We start from the raw sequence: 13,964 nt of genomic DNA, 5'->3' as shown, positions 1-13,964 counted from the left end.
TTCAAATTAACCCTGCGCTTTGACTTTTCGTTTCATAAGCGCTGAGCAGTTGACGGGCAGCCGTTGACGCGGCCAGTTGGCCCGCTGCGACTTGTTGGCTGAGTTGGGGCAGCAACGTTTGCACGCCAGGCTGCGCCCGAAAGGTTTGTTTCAGGCCCGCATCGATCCGTTCCCACATCCACGACAGGGCTTGGTGTTGGCGGCGCGAGGCAAAGCGGCCGTTGCGGGTTTGCAGGTCTTTGAACTCGCTGACGGCAGCCCAGAAACTGTCCACGCCCTGGCCCAGCAAAGCGCTGATTTGCACCACCTTAGGGTGCCACAGCGTGTCATCTGCATGCGCGTGGCCCGAGCCGCCGTGCATGCCCAAGAGCTGCAAAGCGCTGGTGATTTGCAACTGCGCGCGGGTGGCGGCGATGGCGTCGATGTCTGCCTTGTTGATGACCACCAAATCGGCGATCTCCATCACGCCTTTTTTGATGGCCTGCAAATCGTCGCCTGCATTGGGCAATTGCATCAGCACAAACATGTCGGTCATGTTGGCCACAGCGGTCTCGGACTGGCCCACACCCACGGTTTCAACAATCACCACGTCGTAGCCTGCGGCCTCACACACCAGCATGGATTCACGGGTTTTTTCGGCCACACCGCCCAAGGTGCCGCTGCTGGGGCTGGGACGAATGTAGGCTTGGTCGTGCACACTCAAAAATTCCATGCGGGTCTTGTCACCCAAGATGGAGCCGCCCGACACGGTGGACGACGGGTCCACCGCCAGCACGGCCACGCGGTGGCCTTGGCCAATCAAATGCAGCCCCAGCGCTTCGATGAAGGTGGACTTGCCCACACCCGGCACACCGCTGATCCCCAAGCGAAAAGACTGACCGGTGTGCGGCAGCATGGCCGTGAGCAACTCGTCGGCCAGCACACGGTGGTCCGCACGGGTCGATTCGAGCAGCGTGATGGCTTTGGCCATGGCGCGACGCTGCATGGCAGCGTTGCCATGCAACAAGCCTTCAAGCAACTGGTCTGGGTTCACCCGAGCGCCTTCTTGATCTGCTCCAGAACATCCTTGGCACTGACCGGGATCGGCGTGCCAGGGCCGTAGATGCCCTTGACGCCCGCCTCGTACAACATGTCGTAATCCTGGCGCGGAATGACACCGCCCACGAACACGATGATGTCGTCAGCGCCTTGCTTTTTCAGCTCGGCAATGATGGCGGGCACCAAGGTTTTGTGGCCTGCCGCCAAGGTGGACACGCCCACGGCGTGCACATCGTTTTCGATGGCTTGACGGGCGCACTCTTCGGGGGTTTGGAACAAGGGGCCCATGTCAACGTCGTAACCCAAATCAGCAAACGCGGTGGCGACCACTTTGGCGCCCCGGTCGTGACCGTCCTGGCCCAACTTCGAAATCATCACGCGAGGACGGCGGCCTTGTTGTTCGGCAAATTCGGCGATATCGGCTTTGAGCTGGTTCCAGTATTCCATGGTGTCTCCCACGTTTTCGCCGTCGTCGTAGGCGGCTGCATAAACGCCCGTCACCTTTTGAGTGTCGGCGCGATGACGGCCAAACACTTTTTCGAGCGCATCGGAAATTTCGCCCACCGTGGCACGCAGGCGCACGGCCTGAATGGACAAATCAAGCAAGTTGCCCTGGCCTGATTCGGCTGAGGCGGTCAAGGCGTCCAGCGCGGCTTGCACTTTGGCGCTGTCGCGAGTGGCGCGGATTTGCTTCAAACGCTCGATCTGGCCATCGCGCACTTTGACGTTGTCGATCGACAGCGTCTCGATCGGGTCTTCCTTGGCGAGCTTGTATTTGTTAACGCCCACGATGACGTCTTTGCCCGAGTCAATGCGGGCCTGCTTTTCAGCAGCGGCGGCTTCGATCTTGAGCTTGGCCCAGCCGCTGCCCACGGCTTTGGTCATACCGCCCATGGCTTCGACTTCTTCGATGATGGCCCAGGCCTTGTCGGCCATCTCTTGTGTCAGGCTCTCCATCATGTAGCTGCCGGCCCAAGGGTCGATCACGTTGGTGATGTGGGTTTCTTCTTGAATGATGAGCTGGGTATTGCGCGCAATGCGTGAACTGAATTCAGTGGGCAGCGCGATGGCTTCGTCGAACGAGTTGGTGTGCAGCGACTGCGTGCCGCCAAACACGGCCGCCATGGCTTCAATCGTGGTGCGCACCACGTTGTTGTAAGGATCTTGCTCGGTGAGCGACCAGCCCGAGGTTTGGCTGTGCGTGCGCAGCATGAGGCTCTTGGGGTTCTTGGCGTCAAAGCCCTTCATGATGCGGCACCACAGCAGGCGAGCCGCACGCATCTTGGCGATTTCCAAATAAAAGTTCATGCCGACCGCCCAGAAAAAGGACAGACGACCGGCAAAACCGTCCACATCCATGCCTTTGGCAATGGCGGTTTTCACATACTCTTTGCCGTCGGCCAGGGTGAAGGCCATCTCGAGTGCCTGGTTGGCCCCGGCTTCTTGCATGTGGTAGCCCGAGATCGAGATCGAGTTGAACTTGGGCATGTTCTGGGCCGTGTACTCGATGATGTCGCCAATGATCTTCATCGACGGCTCGGGCGGGTAGATGTAGGTGTTGCGCACCATGAACTCTTTCAGAATGTCGTTCTGAATGGTGCCGCTCAGTTTGTCTTGTGACACGCCTTGCTCTTCGGCAGCCACCACGTAGCCTGCCAACACGGGCAGCACCGCGCCGTTCATGGTCATCGAGACGCTGACTTTGTCGAGCGGGATCTCGTTGAACAGGATCTTCATGTCCTCGACCGAATCAATGGCCACACCGGCCTTGCCCACATCGCCTGTCACGCGAGGGTGGTCGGAGTCGTAGCCGCGGTGCGTGGCCAGATCAAACGCGACCGAGACGCCCTGCCCGCCTGCGGCCAAAGCCTTGCGGTAAAACGCGTTGGATTCTTCGGCGGTAGAAAAACCAGCGTACTGACGAATCGTCCAGGGGCGCACCGCGTACATGGTGGCTTGCGGCCCGCGCAAGAAAGGCTCAAAACCCGGTAGCGTGTTGACGTACGCCAAGTGCTGCGTGTCTTCTGCTGTGTAGAGCGGCTTCACGACGATGCCGTCGGGGGTCTTCCAGTTCAGGGCGTTCACATCGCCACCGGGGGCGGATTTGACCGCTGCTTTTTGCCAGGCTTCCAGGTTAGAAGCGTTGAATTCAAAGGATTTGGACGTCATGGCGCTGTGCTTTCGGAACAAAAGTGACTTGCTCGGATTTTGGCAGTTACAGGCTGCCGACCGGCTTACAAGTACCGTGATTCATAATTATTGATGCAAAATATTTTAACCGGCTTACAATTCAGCATCTGAAACGCCCCCCAACCACTGATTCACGCCCAGCCCCATCACACCATGTCTGCCTTGTCGCTCGCCCCCCGTGCTCTGTACGAAGAAGTTGCCGAACTCTTGCGGCAGCGGATTTTTGCGCGTGAACTCGAGCCCGGTAGCTGGATCGATGAGTTGCGCATCGCCGAGGCACTGGGCATCAGCCGCACCCCTTTGCGTGAAGCCCTGAAAGTGTTGGCGGCAGAGGGCTTGGTGACCATGAAGGTGCGTCGAGGCGCTTATGTGACCGAGGTCAGCGAGAAAGACCTGCGCGATGTTTACCACCTGCTGGCTTTGCTGGAGTCAGATGCTGCACGGGTCGTGGCCCAAAGCGCCAGCGCCGCACAAATGACCCAAATCAACGCCTTGCACCAAGAACTGGCAAACGCCACCGCAGACCGTGACCGCTTTTTCGAGATCAACGAAGCCTTCCACATGCTGCTGTTGGCGTTGGCCGACAACCGCTGGCGCGACCAGATGGTGGCCGACCTGCGCAAGGTGATGAAGCTCAACCGGCACAGCTCGCTGTTCAAAGAGGGCCGGATCGAGCAGTCGCTGGCCGAGCACGCTGCCATTGTTCAGGCCCTGACGAGCCGTCAGCCCGAACTGGCTGCACAGCGCATGTCAGCCCACTTCATGAACGGCTTGCAGGCCGCGCAATAAGTCAGTCGGTGATGACCGCACCCCGCGCCAGCGCAGCTCGGGCCAGTTGCCAGACTTCGCGCGGAGGCAGGGGCTTGAGCTTGTGGTCACTCCAGACCTGCCGCCACAAACGCCCACCCCGTTGACCGTGGTAAAGCCCCAGCATGTGGCGGGCAATCGCGTACCAAGGGCAACCATCTTCGGCAAACGCCCGTTCCATATAGGCCACCATCGCTTCTTCCACCGCTTCGCGACTGGGCACCTCGTGGTGATCACCGTAGAACTCGGCATCCCAGCTGCCCAGCAGCCAAGGGTTGTAATACGCTTCACGCCCGACCATCACACCATCGGCATGTTGCAGGTGGCTGGCGATCTCTTCGTTGGTCTTGATGCCGCCGTTCACGGCAATCACCAAACCCGGAAAGTCTTTTTTGAGCCGGTAGGCCAACTCATAGCGCAGCGGCGGAATTTCGCGGTTTTCCTTCGGACTCAGGCCATCGAGCCAAGCATTGCGGGCGTGCACGATGAACACCTTGCAACCCGCATCGCTGACGGTGCCCACAAAATCGCGCACAAAGTCGTAGCCTTCAATGCGGTCAATGCCAATGCGGTGCTTGACGGTCACGGGCACATCGACCACATCCAGCATGGCTTTGACGCCATCGGCCACGGTGCGCGGCTCGTTCATCAGGCACGCGCCAAATGCGCCGCGTTGCACGCGGTCACTGGGGCAGCCGCAGTTGAGGTTGATTTCGTCGTAGCCCCATTCCTGGCCCAGCTTGGCCGCGTGGGCCAAGTCGGCGGCATCGCTGCCGCCCAACTGCAGGGCCACCGGGTGTTCTTCGGCGTTGAAACGCAGGTGCCGCTGCACGCTTCCATGGCGCAATGCGCCGGTGGTCACCATCTCGGTGTAGAGCAAGGTGTGGCGGGTCAGCAGGCGGTGAAAGAAACGACAGTGACGGTCGGTCCAGTCCATCATCGGGGCCACGGACAAGCGCCAGCGTTGAGTATCAGGAAATTGCATGGGCTTGATTATCCTTGGCTTGACACGGCCAAGGCGTACCCGCACGCGAACAAAAGGTAGCATGAGGCCAAACGCTTTCAACAAGAAGGAATTCGACGATGAACAACCCGACGATCTGGTGGCTCGTGGCCGGTGCCTTGGTTGCCCTGGAGCTGACGACGGGTACTTTTTATCTGCTGATGCTGGCTCTTGGCGCAGCGGCTGGGGCAGCGGCCGCGCATGCGGGAGCCGGTTTCACCGTGCAAGTCGTCGTGGCTGCCGCCGTGGGCGGCTTGGCCGTGGTGGTATGGAACGCCTACCGCCAGCGCCAAACTGAACCATCGGCCGCCAGCGAAACGGCGCAGCACCTGGATGTGGGTGAAACGGTTCAGGTCGATGCGTGGGATGCGCAAGGCCTGGCGCAAGTCAAACACCGGGGCGCCAATTGGACAGCGGTGAATACGACCCCATCAACACCATCGCCAGGCTTGCACCGCATTCAGACGATTCAGGGCAACCGTCTGGTGCTCGAAAAAATCTGATCACTGTTTTATCAAAAGGGAGTCTTCGCATGGAAATCGCCATTCTTTTTCTGGTCATTGCCGTCCTGTTCATCATCAAGACCGTCAAGGTCGTGCCACAACAGCACGCTTGGGTGGTTGAGCGGCTGGGCAAATACCACGCCAGCCTCACCCCGGGTCTGAATTTTGTGGTGCCGTTTGTGGACAACGTGATCCAGAAGCACAGCCTGAAAGAAATTCCCCTGGACGTGCCCAGTCAGATCTGCATCACGCGCGACAACACGCAGTTGCAGGTCGATGGCATTCTGTACTTTCAGGTGACCGACCCCAAACTGGCCAGCTACGGCTCGTCCAATTACATCGTGGCTGTGACCCAGTTGGCCCAAACCAGTCTGCGCAGCGTGATTGGCAAACTGGAGCTGGACAAGACCTTTGAAGAGCGCGACATCATCAACGCACAGGTGGTTGCGGCCATCGATGAGGCCGCCTTGAACTGGGGCGTTAAGGTGCTGCGCTACGAGATCAAAGACCTGACACCGCCCAGCGAAATCCTGCACGCCATGCAATCGCAGATCACGGCAGAACGCGAAAAACGCGCCTTGATCGCGGCCTCTGAAGGTCGTCGCCAAGAGCAAATCAACATCGCCACGGGTGAGCGCGAAGCCTTCATTGCCCGCTCTGAAGGCGAAAAGCAAGCCGCCATCAACAAGGCCCAGGGCGATGCCGCTGCCATCACCGAAATGGCCAACGCCACCGCTCAAGCAATTGAGCGCATTGCCGCAGCCATCCGCCAGCCCGGCGGCGAGCAGGCGGTGCAGCTCAAAGTGGCTGAGCAAGCCGTGCAGGCTTACGGCAAAGTCGCGCAAGACGCCAAGACCACCCTGATCGTGCCGGGCAATATGAGCGAGGTGTCTGGCCTGATCGCATCGGCCATGCAGATGGTGGGAACTGGCAAGCAAGTCGGCAACTGACTGCATTGCGCCAAGGCCTGCCCCTTGGGCAGGCGCAAAAAAACCCGCCGAGGCGGGTTTTTTTGTGGGTGATGCCAAGGCATCAGCCCATGTGCAAACCGCCGTTGACTGAAAAGTCAGCGCCAGTGGCGTAACCGCCCTCTTCGCTGGCCAACCAGGCAATGATGGAAGCGATTTCACTCGGCTTGCCCAAACGCTTAACGGGCACGGTGGCCACGATCTTTTCCAGCACATCAGGACGGATGGCATTGACCATGTCGGTGCCGATGTAGCCGGGCGACACGGTGTTCACTGTTACGCCTTTGGTCGCCATCTCTTGGGCCAAAGCCATCGAGAAGCCGTGCATGCCAGCCTTTGCAGCCGAGTAATTGGTCTGGCCTGCTTGGCCTTTTTCGCCGTTGACCGAGCTGATGTTGATGATGCGGCCCCAACCTTTTTCCACCATGTCGGCGACCACTTGCTTGGTCACGTTGAACATGGAGTCCAGGTTGGTGTTCATCACGGCATCCCAGTCGTCGCGGCTCATCTTCAAGAACATGCGGTCCTTGGTGATGCCGGCGTTGTTGACCAACACATCAATGCTGCCGTGTTCGGCTTTGGTCTTGCTGAAAGCTTCCACGGTGGAATCCCAGTCACCGACGTTGCCCACCGAGGCGTAAAACGTGAAGCCCAAGGCTTTTTGCTCGTCCAGCCATTTGGTGAAGTCGCGGGTCGGGCCGCAACCGGCAATGACCTTGAAGCCCTCTTGGTGAAGGCGCTGGCAAATAGCGGTACCGATACCGCCCATGCCACCTGTGACGTAAGCTACTTTTTGACTCATGGTTTGTCTCCTTGTTATGAGTGAAGTGAAATCATTAAAAACCACTCAACCGGTAATGATTGGCTGCTTTTATACATTAAGCAGTTCGCCAAGACACGCCGTTCGAGTGGTTGAGGTTTTTTACATGCGCTCAACGGCCAGCGACACGCCCATGCCGCCGCCAATGCACAAGGCAGCCAGACCTTTTTGGGCTTGAGTGCGTTGCATCTCGTGCAGCAAGGTCACCAAAATGCGGCAACCGGATGCCCCAATGGGGTGACCGATGGCAATCGCACCGCCGTTGACGTTGACCTTGGCCGGATCGATGTCCAGCGCTTGGTTGACCGCGCATGCTTGTGCGGCAAAGGCTTCGTTCAGTTCGAACAGATCCACATCCTGGGCCTTCCAGCCTGCACGGGCCAGCGCTTTTTGCGAGGCGGGCACAGGGCCCATGCCCATGTGGGCGGGGTCCAGACCGCTGGTACCAAAAGCGGCGATTCTGGCCAAAGGCTTGAGGCCCAAAGCAGCGGCTTTTTTGGCCGTCATGACCATCACAGCCGCAGCACCATCATTGAGACCCGAGGCATTGCCTGCCGTGACGCTGCCCGCCTTGTCAAAAGCAGGGCGCAGTCCGGCCAACACTTCGGCGCTTGTTTTCTTGTTGATGAATTCATCGGTGTTGAACACCAGCGCATCACCTTTGCGCTGAGGAATCAGGACGTCCACAATTTCGTCTTTGAACTTGCCCGCATCCTGAGCGGCAGCTGCTTTGCGCTGGCTGCCAGCGGCCAAAGCGTCTTGCATCTCGCGGGTGATGCCCTGGGCCTTGGCCACATTTTCGGCGGTGATGCCCATGTGGTATTGGTTGTACACGTCCCACAAACCGTCCACGATCATGGTGTCGGTCATCTTCCAGTCGCCCATGCGCTGGCCGTCACGGCTGCCGTTCAAGACATGCGGGCTGGCGCTCATGTTTTCCTGGCCACCGGCGATCACGATTTCGCTGTCGCCCCAGGCCACAGCCTGCGCAGCCAGCATCACGGCTTTCAGGCCCGAGCCACACACAGCGTTAATGGTCAACGCTGGCGTCTCCTTGGCCAGTCCGGCTTTCATCATGGCCTGACGGGCTGGGTTTTGACCCACGCCTGCGGCCAATACCTGGCCCATGATGACTTCACCAATGGCATCCATGGGCAGGCCGCTGCGCTCAAGCAGGCCCTTGATGACAATGCTGCCCAGCTCGGTGGCCGGGGTTTTGGCCAGTGAGCCACCAAACTTGCCCACCGCAGTGCGAGCAGCCGAAACGATAACGATGTCTTCCATTTTCTAGGTCTCCGTTGTGTGAATCAAAATCAGGCTTTGGCTTTTACGTAACGGCCAGGGGCCGCTTCGATGGCTTTGAACTGAGTGCCCTTGCCATAGGTTTTGGGTGCAGTGATTTGCTTGCCGGCATGGCCCTTGAGCCAGTCCGACCAATCGGTCCACCAGCTGCCAGGCATTTCCTGGGCGCTGGCAATCCATTCATTCACGTCGGCCGGGAATTTGCTGCCGTCATTCAACCAATGGCTGCGTTTCTTGGCCGCAGGTGGGTTGATCACGCCGGCAATGTGACCCGAGGCCCCCATGACAAAACGCTTCTTGCCCGGCAACACCTGGGTGCTGGCGTAAGCGCCACCAATCGGCACGATGTGGTCTTCGCGTGAACCATAAATATAGACCGGCATGTCGACCTTGCCCAAGTCAATTTTCTCGCCGCAGACCGTGACTTTGCCCGGTTTGACCAAGTCGTTTTGCAAGTAGGTGTTGCGCAGATACCAAGCGTAAAACGGACCTGGCAGATTGGTCGAATCGCTGTTCCAGTAAAGCAAGTCGAACGGCGGGGGTGTTTCACCCTTGAGGTAATTGCCCACAACGTAGTTCCAAACCAAGTCGTTTGGACGCAAAAAGCTGAAGGTGGAGGCCAAGTCTTGCCCTTTGAGCAAACCGCCCTGACCCATTTGCATTTCACGGAATTTGACGAAGTTGTCGTCAATGAACACATCCAGAATGCCGGTGTCGGTGAAGTTAATCAGCGTGGTCAGGAAGGTGGCACTGGCCACCGGCTTTTCGCCACGCGCGGCCAACACGGCAAGCGCCGTGGACAAGATGGTGCCGCCCACACAAAAACCCAAGGCATTGATCTTGGGTGCACCGGTGATGCCCTGCACCGTGTGGATGGCTTGGATCGCTGCATGCTCAATGTAGTCGTCCCAGGTCTTTTGAGCCATCGATTCATCGGGGTTGCGCCAGCTCACCACAAATGTGCGGTGACCTTGGCTGACCGCATAGCGGATCAGCGAATTTTCAGGCTGAAGATCGAGGATATAAAACTTGTTGATGCAGGGTGGCACCAGTAAAAATGGCTTTTCATAGACTTTTGCGGTCAGCGGTTTGTACTCAATGAGCTGGAAAAACTCATTTTCAAACACCACGGCACCTTCGGTGGTGGCAACGTTTTTACCCACCTCGAAAAGGCTTTCATCGGTCATTGAGACATGCCCCTGCTGCATGTCGTGCATCAGGTTTTTCAACCCTTTGGCAATGCTTTCACCTTGGGTATCGACAGCTTTCTTTTGCGCTTCGGCATTGAAAGCCAGGAAATTGCTGGGCGCAGCGGCAGCCACCCATTGCTCGATGGCAAAACGGATTCGGGTCCGGGATTTTTCATCGGCCTCCACCGCATCGGCCAAGCCCATCATCGTGCGGGCATTCAGCAAATAAGTGGCCGCATTGAAGGCGGCTACCGGGTTGGACGACCAGGCTTCGCTTGAAAACCGACGGTCCTTGACCTGCAGGCTGTTGTGCAAGCTCTGATTCCACAGGTCTGAGGCGTCTTTAAAGTATTGCTCTTGCAGCGTTTGGAGCTTTTCAGGCGAGAATTTGAGTTGCGGGACAGTTGGATCGGCAACAGGCTTGAGGCCACCCAGATCAATAGACTGAAAGTGCTGCATGGCCTGCCCCCAGCTTTTGGACAGATTTTGCTGAAACCCTTCACTCATTTGGGCCCAAAATTCCGGCTTGGATGAACTCATGACTTGTCTCCTGAAAATTGTTTTTTTGATATCGATTACTTCGAGTATCTGTCAAATTGATGTCACCTAAATTACAAAGACCAAAAAATGTATCTGATCGTGATCGCCTGGCTTTATGTGACTTTGATGATGGGTCTGGCCGAAGCCTTTAGCACCCAAGGCAGCGTTTTGGGGGCCATCATCACCTTTCTTTTATACGGCGTGCTGCCCATGTCCTTGGTGGTTTACTTGATGGGAACGCCCTTGCGCCGGAAAGCACGGCGGCAAGCCGAAGAGATGACAGCGCCTCAAGCCACACCACCCGCATCAGCCCCCGCATCACGACCCGAGCCAGATGCAAGCAGCCATGCGTCCGGAGTGCCCGAAGACAGGACTGTCTCGTCTGTGGGAAAAGAACTTTGACGCCTGAGTCACGGTGCACCAAGCAGCGTCACCGTCGTTGCCATGAACACGCGTCACGCCCAGGCTGTTCAAGCGCAACCTGGCCAAACCCGCCAAATCAGCCAACCACTTGTTATTCGGCAAAGGCTTGAATAGCCCGGCTGCTGCCGGGTCGCTGTCACAAAAAACCGCCACCACCTCCGCCCCCACCTCAAAAGCTTGAGGGCCAATACAGGGGCCAAGCCACACCAAAATATCGTCTGGTTTTGTGTTGCACAGGGGCGCGGCGGCCAGCAAGGCCTCAAGTACACCATGGCCTGTGTCGCCGGCAAGTCCGCGCCAGCCCGCATGCGCAGCAGCCACCCAGCGCCCGGAGGCGTCGCACATCAACACCGGCAAACAATCGGCCACCATGATGGTGCAAGCCACCCCTGGGGCGACCGAAATGCACGCGTCGGCTTCTGCGCCATCTTCGCTGGCGTTGTCCAACAAAACGGATTGAACGCCATGAACTTGTTTTAAAAAAACAGGCCGAGTGCCCAAGGTGTCGTGCAGGCGTTGACGGTTGACCTGTGTGCTTTGCGGAGAATCCCCCACATGGTCGCCCAAATTCATGCTGTCCCAAGGGGCCTGAGACACGCCGCCATGGCGATCGGTCATCAAGGCCTGCACTTGGGGAGGCGCGGGCCAGACAGGTCGAAGTCCATTGTGAAAGGGCGAAGTCATAGGGCGGGCATGTCCATTGAAGGCCCCGCACAAAACTGCGGGACTGGTGTGATGGATTTAAGGATAAACCCAAAAACCGCCCGACACGCGCCCCCAGCCAGCCGCAGCAGCTCGCTTTTCATGTGTAATGCAGCCATGCCACGTGCCGCCCAAACCCCCGACCTGCGCTGGATCGAAGCTGACGAAAACCTGCCCCCAGCGCACCTGGCCTGGGGTGCAGAATCACCCGCCCCTGGCTTGCTGGCGGCCAGCCATGATTTGTCTGCCGCACGGCTGCAGGCAGCCTACAGCGAAGGTATTTTTCCCTGGTTCAGTGCTGGCCAACCCGTGCTGTGGTGGAGCCCTGATCCCCGCATGGTGTTGCATGTGGCGCGTTTTAGGTTCCACCGCTCATTGCGTCAAACACTGAAACGCTGCTTGCTTCAGCCTGGTTTTTCATTGACTTTTGACCGCGACTTTAGCCAAGTCATGCGACGGTGCAGTGCTTCGCCCAGGCCCGGGCAAAGCGGCACCTGGATCGTACCGGCCATGGTGGCGGCCTACGAAGACCTGCACCATGCAGGTCAAGCACACAGCGCCGAAGTCTGGCAGGACGGCAAGTTGGTCGCAGGCCTTTACTTCGTGGCCTTGGGCCATGCCGTGTTCGGGGAGTCGATGTTTACCACCGTGACAGATGGCTCCAAAATGGCCTTGGCCAGCTTGGTCAGTGTTTGCCTGCAACACGGCGTTGAGGCCATCGACTGTCAGCAAAACACCCGGCATTTGGCCTCGCTGGGCGCTCAAGAAATACCGCGCACTGACTTTGTGGCGCAGCTCAAGCAGGCATGCCAAAAGCCGCCCATTGCCTGGGCGCAGCAATCTTTGTCTTGGAACGCGTTAACGGCTTTGGACAGCGCGGCATGACCCACCTCAAAGACCTTCCCATCCAGGCCGTGCAGTTTTATGCCACGGCACCCTACGCATGCAGCTATCTGCCTGACCGCTCAGCGCGCTCACAGGTTGCGACACCCAGCCACCTGATTCAAAACGAGGTCTACTCCGACTTGGTGGAACAGGGCTTTCGGCGCAGCGGCGTGTTCACTTATCGCCCTTACTGCGATGGCTGCCAAGCCTGTCAACCTTTGCGTGTCAAAGTTGCAGAATTCAAGCCGAACCACAGCCAGCGCCGCGCTTGGCGCAGTCATCAGGACTTGCAGGTTCGTGTACTCGACTTGCAGTTCGACCCCGATCATTACGCCTTGTATTTGCGCTACCAAACAAGTCGCCACCCGGGTGGCGGCATGGACCACGACAGCGTGGATCAATACAACCAATTTTTGCTACAAAGCCGGGTCAACTCCCGCATCATCGAGTTTCGAATGCCGGCACCAGAGGGGGCTTTGGGGGCGCTGAAAATGATCAGCATCGTGGATGTCTTGAACCACGGCTTGTCGGCGGTTTACACTTTTTACGAGCCAGAAGACAAGGCCAGCTACGGCTCTTATGGCGTTCTGTGGCAAATTCAACAAGCGGCGAAGCTCGAGTTGCCGTATGTTTACTTGGGTTACTGGATCGAGAGCAGCCCAAAAATGAACTACAAATCGAGGTTCAGCCCATGCGAAATAAGGGTCGAGGGCCAGTGGCAAACCTTGAAATGAACAGATCCTGATTTTCACAGTGTAAAATTTGCCGACTGCTCACGGACACCATGAAAAAAGACCCCGCCCTCACGCCAACGCCCACGATCCAGGTCATTGAGCGCATGTTCTCGCTGATTGATGTGCTCGCATCTCGAGAAGAAGCCATCTCCCTGAAAGAAATCAGCCAGAAAACGGGCCTCCATCCCTCAACCGCACACCGCATCCTGAATGACTTGGCCACAGGCCGATTTGTAGATCGTCCAGAAGCAGGCAGCTACCGTTTGGGCATGCGACTTCTGGAACTGGGCAATCTGGTTAAAGGGCGCTTGAACGTGCGCGATGCAGCGCTGACACCCATGCGCGAGCTGCACAAACTCATCCAGCAACCCGTGAACCTCAGCATGCGACAAGGCGATGAAATCGTTTACATCGAACGCGCCTACAGCGAACGTTCCGGCATGCAAGTGGTTCGGGCCATTGGTGGACGAGCGCCTTTGCACCTGACCTCGGTGGGCAAGCTTTTTCTGGCGGCAGACGACCCATTGCGCGTTCGCTCCTATGCCACCCGCACGGGTTTGGTAGGCCAGACACGCAACAGCATCACGCAACAACAAGTCTTGGAAAGGGAACTGGCTCGCGTGAAGCAATACGGTATTGCTCGGGACAATGAAGAGCTTGAAATGGGCGTGCGTTGCATTGCGGCAGGCATCTACGACGACCAAGGCAAATTATTGGCAGGTCTGTCCATCTCTGCCCCGGCAGACCGTCTTGACGAAGCCTGGCTTCCCAAACTGCAGGCCACAGCACTCGATATCTCAAAAACGCTGGGTTATCACGGCAACCATTGATTCAATGCAGACACAAAAAAGGCCTCAAC

General features: G+C 57.9%; 13 protein-coding genes. 6 read left to right on the top strand and 7 right to left on the bottom strand.

The window, feature by feature from the left end; all coding sequences use genetic code 11:
- Window position 1: 1 nt before the first annotated feature.
- Both meaB and scpA read right to left on the bottom strand, forming a co-directional pair.
- The gene (gene meaB / locus BN3544_RS10725) at window positions 2-1,033 is read right to left on the bottom strand and encodes a methylmalonyl Co-A mutase-associated GTPase MeaB (protein WP_019429390.1); all 1,032 of its coding nucleotides are present in this window, start codon (window positions 1,031-1,033) and stop codon (window positions 2-4) included.
- On the bottom strand, window positions 1,030-3,207 hold the full coding sequence (scpA, locus tag BN3544_RS10720) for a methylmalonyl-CoA mutase (protein ID WP_019429389.1): 2,178 nt from the start codon (window positions 3,205-3,207) through the stop codon (window positions 1,030-1,032). The genes meaB and scpA overlap by 4 nt, the downstream gene beginning before the upstream one ends.
- A gap of 174 nt (window positions 3,208-3,381) precedes the next feature.
- Between scpA and BN3544_RS10715 the strand changes: the two genes are divergently transcribed.
- Window positions 3,382-4,017, top strand: a complete 636-nt coding sequence (locus BN3544_RS10715; RefSeq protein ID WP_019429388.1) for a GntR family transcriptional regulator — start codon at window positions 3,382-3,384, stop codon at window positions 4,015-4,017.
- A gap of 1 nt (window position 4,018) precedes the next feature.
- Here the strand turns inward: BN3544_RS10715 and dusA are convergent, their stop codons facing one another.
- A complete protein-coding gene (gene dusA / locus BN3544_RS10710; RefSeq protein WP_026036543.1) occupies window positions 4,019-5,020 on the bottom strand; it encodes a tRNA dihydrouridine(20/20a) synthase DusA in 1,002 nt (333 codons plus the stop codon).
- A gap of 98 nt (window positions 5,021-5,118) precedes the next feature.
- On the opposite strand from dusA, the gene BN3544_RS10705 reads away from it, so the two are divergent.
- Both BN3544_RS10705 and BN3544_RS10700 read left to right on the top strand, forming a co-directional pair.
- Window positions 5,119-5,541: an NfeD family protein gene (locus BN3544_RS10705; protein ID WP_019429386.1), complete on the top strand. Its 423-nt coding sequence runs from the start codon at window positions 5,119-5,121 to the stop codon at window positions 5,539-5,541.
- A gap of 29 nt (window positions 5,542-5,570) precedes the next feature.
- The gene (locus BN3544_RS10700) at window positions 5,571-6,491 is read left to right on the top strand and encodes an SPFH domain-containing protein (RefSeq protein ID WP_019429385.1); all 921 of its coding nucleotides are present in this window, start codon (window positions 5,571-5,573) and stop codon (window positions 6,489-6,491) included.
- Window positions 6,492-6,573: 82 nt separating this feature from the next.
- On the opposite strand, the gene phbB is transcribed toward BN3544_RS10700, so the two are convergent.
- From phbB to pgeF, 4 genes are all read right to left on the bottom strand, one after another.
- Complete coding sequence (gene phbB, locus BN3544_RS10695) at window positions 6,574-7,311, bottom strand: acetoacetyl-CoA reductase (RefSeq protein WP_019429384.1); 738 nt, start codon at window positions 7,309-7,311, stop codon at window positions 6,574-6,576.
- A gap of 120 nt (window positions 7,312-7,431) precedes the next feature.
- Window positions 7,432-8,613 (bottom strand): acetyl-CoA C-acetyltransferase, encoded by a 1,182-nt coding sequence (locus BN3544_RS10690; protein ID WP_019429383.1) that lies wholly within the window; start codon window positions 8,611-8,613, stop codon window positions 7,432-7,434.
- A gap of 29 nt (window positions 8,614-8,642) precedes the next feature.
- Entirely contained in the window at window positions 8,643-10,361 is a 1,719-nt protein-coding gene (phaC, locus tag BN3544_RS10685; RefSeq protein ID WP_019429382.1) for a class I poly(R)-hydroxyalkanoic acid synthase, read from the bottom strand.
- A gap of 318 nt (window positions 10,362-10,679) precedes the next feature.
- Complete coding sequence (pgeF, locus tag BN3544_RS10680; RefSeq protein WP_019429381.1) at window positions 10,680-11,468, bottom strand: peptidoglycan editing factor PgeF; 789 nt, start codon at window positions 11,466-11,468, stop codon at window positions 10,680-10,682.
- Window positions 11,469-11,603: 135 nt separating this feature from the next.
- Here pgeF and aat point away from each other — a divergent pair, with 135 nt between their 5' ends.
- The 3 genes from aat to BN3544_RS10665 are packed head-to-tail and all read left to right on the top strand — an operon-like array spanning window position 11,604 to window position 13,935.
- Window positions 11,604-12,371: a leucyl/phenylalanyl-tRNA--protein transferase gene (gene aat / locus BN3544_RS10675; protein ID WP_019429379.1), complete on the top strand. Its 768-nt coding sequence runs from the start codon at window positions 11,604-11,606 to the stop codon at window positions 12,369-12,371.
- Complete coding sequence (locus BN3544_RS10670) at window positions 12,368-13,105, top strand: arginyltransferase (protein ID WP_019429378.1); 738 nt, start codon at window positions 12,368-12,370, stop codon at window positions 13,103-13,105. The genes aat and BN3544_RS10670 overlap by 4 nt, the downstream gene beginning before the upstream one ends.
- 50 nt (window positions 13,106-13,155) lie before the next feature.
- Window positions 13,156-13,935, top strand: coding sequence for an IclR family transcriptional regulator (locus tag BN3544_RS10665; RefSeq protein ID WP_019429377.1), 780 nt, complete (start codon window positions 13,156-13,158; stop codon window positions 13,933-13,935).
- Window positions 13,936-13,964: the final 29 nt, after the last annotated feature.

The organism is Limnohabitans sp. Rim47 (genome assembly GCF_001517545.1).
Taxonomy (GTDB): Bacteria; Pseudomonadota; Gammaproteobacteria; order Burkholderiales; family Burkholderiaceae_C; genus Limnohabitans_A.
Note: the sequence above shows the minus strand (reverse complement) of the source record. Positions and strands in the feature narration are given on the sequence as shown.

What these genes read in the sequence shown, in the direction of transcription:
- BN3544_RS10690 (WP_019429383.1), bottom strand. Translation starts at nt 8,613, where the DNA reads ATGGAAGACATCGTTATCGTTTCGGCTGCTCGCACTGCGGTGGGCAAG.
- phbB (WP_019429384.1), bottom strand. Translation starts at nt 7,311, where the DNA reads ATGAGTCAAAAAGTAGCTTACGTCACAGGTGGCATGGGCGGTATCGGT.
- BN3544_RS10665 (WP_019429377.1), top strand. Translation starts at nt 13,156, where the DNA reads ATGAAAAAAGACCCCGCCCTCACGCCAACGCCCACGATCCAGGTCATT.
- aat (WP_019429379.1), top strand. Translation starts at nt 11,604, where the DNA reads ATGCCACGTGCCGCCCAAACCCCCGACCTGCGCTGGATCGAAGCTGAC.
- pgeF (WP_019429381.1), bottom strand. Translation starts at nt 11,468, where the DNA reads ATGACTTCGCCCTTTCACAATGGACTTCGACCTGTCTGGCCCGCGCCT.
- dusA (WP_026036543.1), bottom strand. Translation starts at nt 5,020, where the DNA reads ATGCAATTTCCTGATACTCAACGCTGGCGCTTGTCCGTGGCCCCGATG.
- scpA (WP_019429389.1), bottom strand. Translation starts at nt 3,207, where the DNA reads ATGACGTCCAAATCCTTTGAATTCAACGCTTCTAACCTGGAAGCCTGG.
- phaC (WP_019429382.1), bottom strand. Translation starts at nt 10,361, where the DNA reads ATGAGTTCATCCAAGCCGGAATTTTGGGCCCAAATGAGTGAAGGGTTT.
- BN3544_RS10700 (WP_019429385.1), top strand. Translation starts at nt 5,571, where the DNA reads ATGGAAATCGCCATTCTTTTTCTGGTCATTGCCGTCCTGTTCATCATC.
- BN3544_RS10715 (WP_019429388.1), top strand. Translation starts at nt 3,382, where the DNA reads ATGTCTGCCTTGTCGCTCGCCCCCCGTGCTCTGTACGAAGAAGTTGCC.
- BN3544_RS10705 (WP_019429386.1), top strand. Translation starts at nt 5,119, where the DNA reads ATGAACAACCCGACGATCTGGTGGCTCGTGGCCGGTGCCTTGGTTGCC.
- BN3544_RS10670 (WP_019429378.1), top strand. Translation starts at nt 12,368, where the DNA reads ATGACCCACCTCAAAGACCTTCCCATCCAGGCCGTGCAGTTTTATGCC.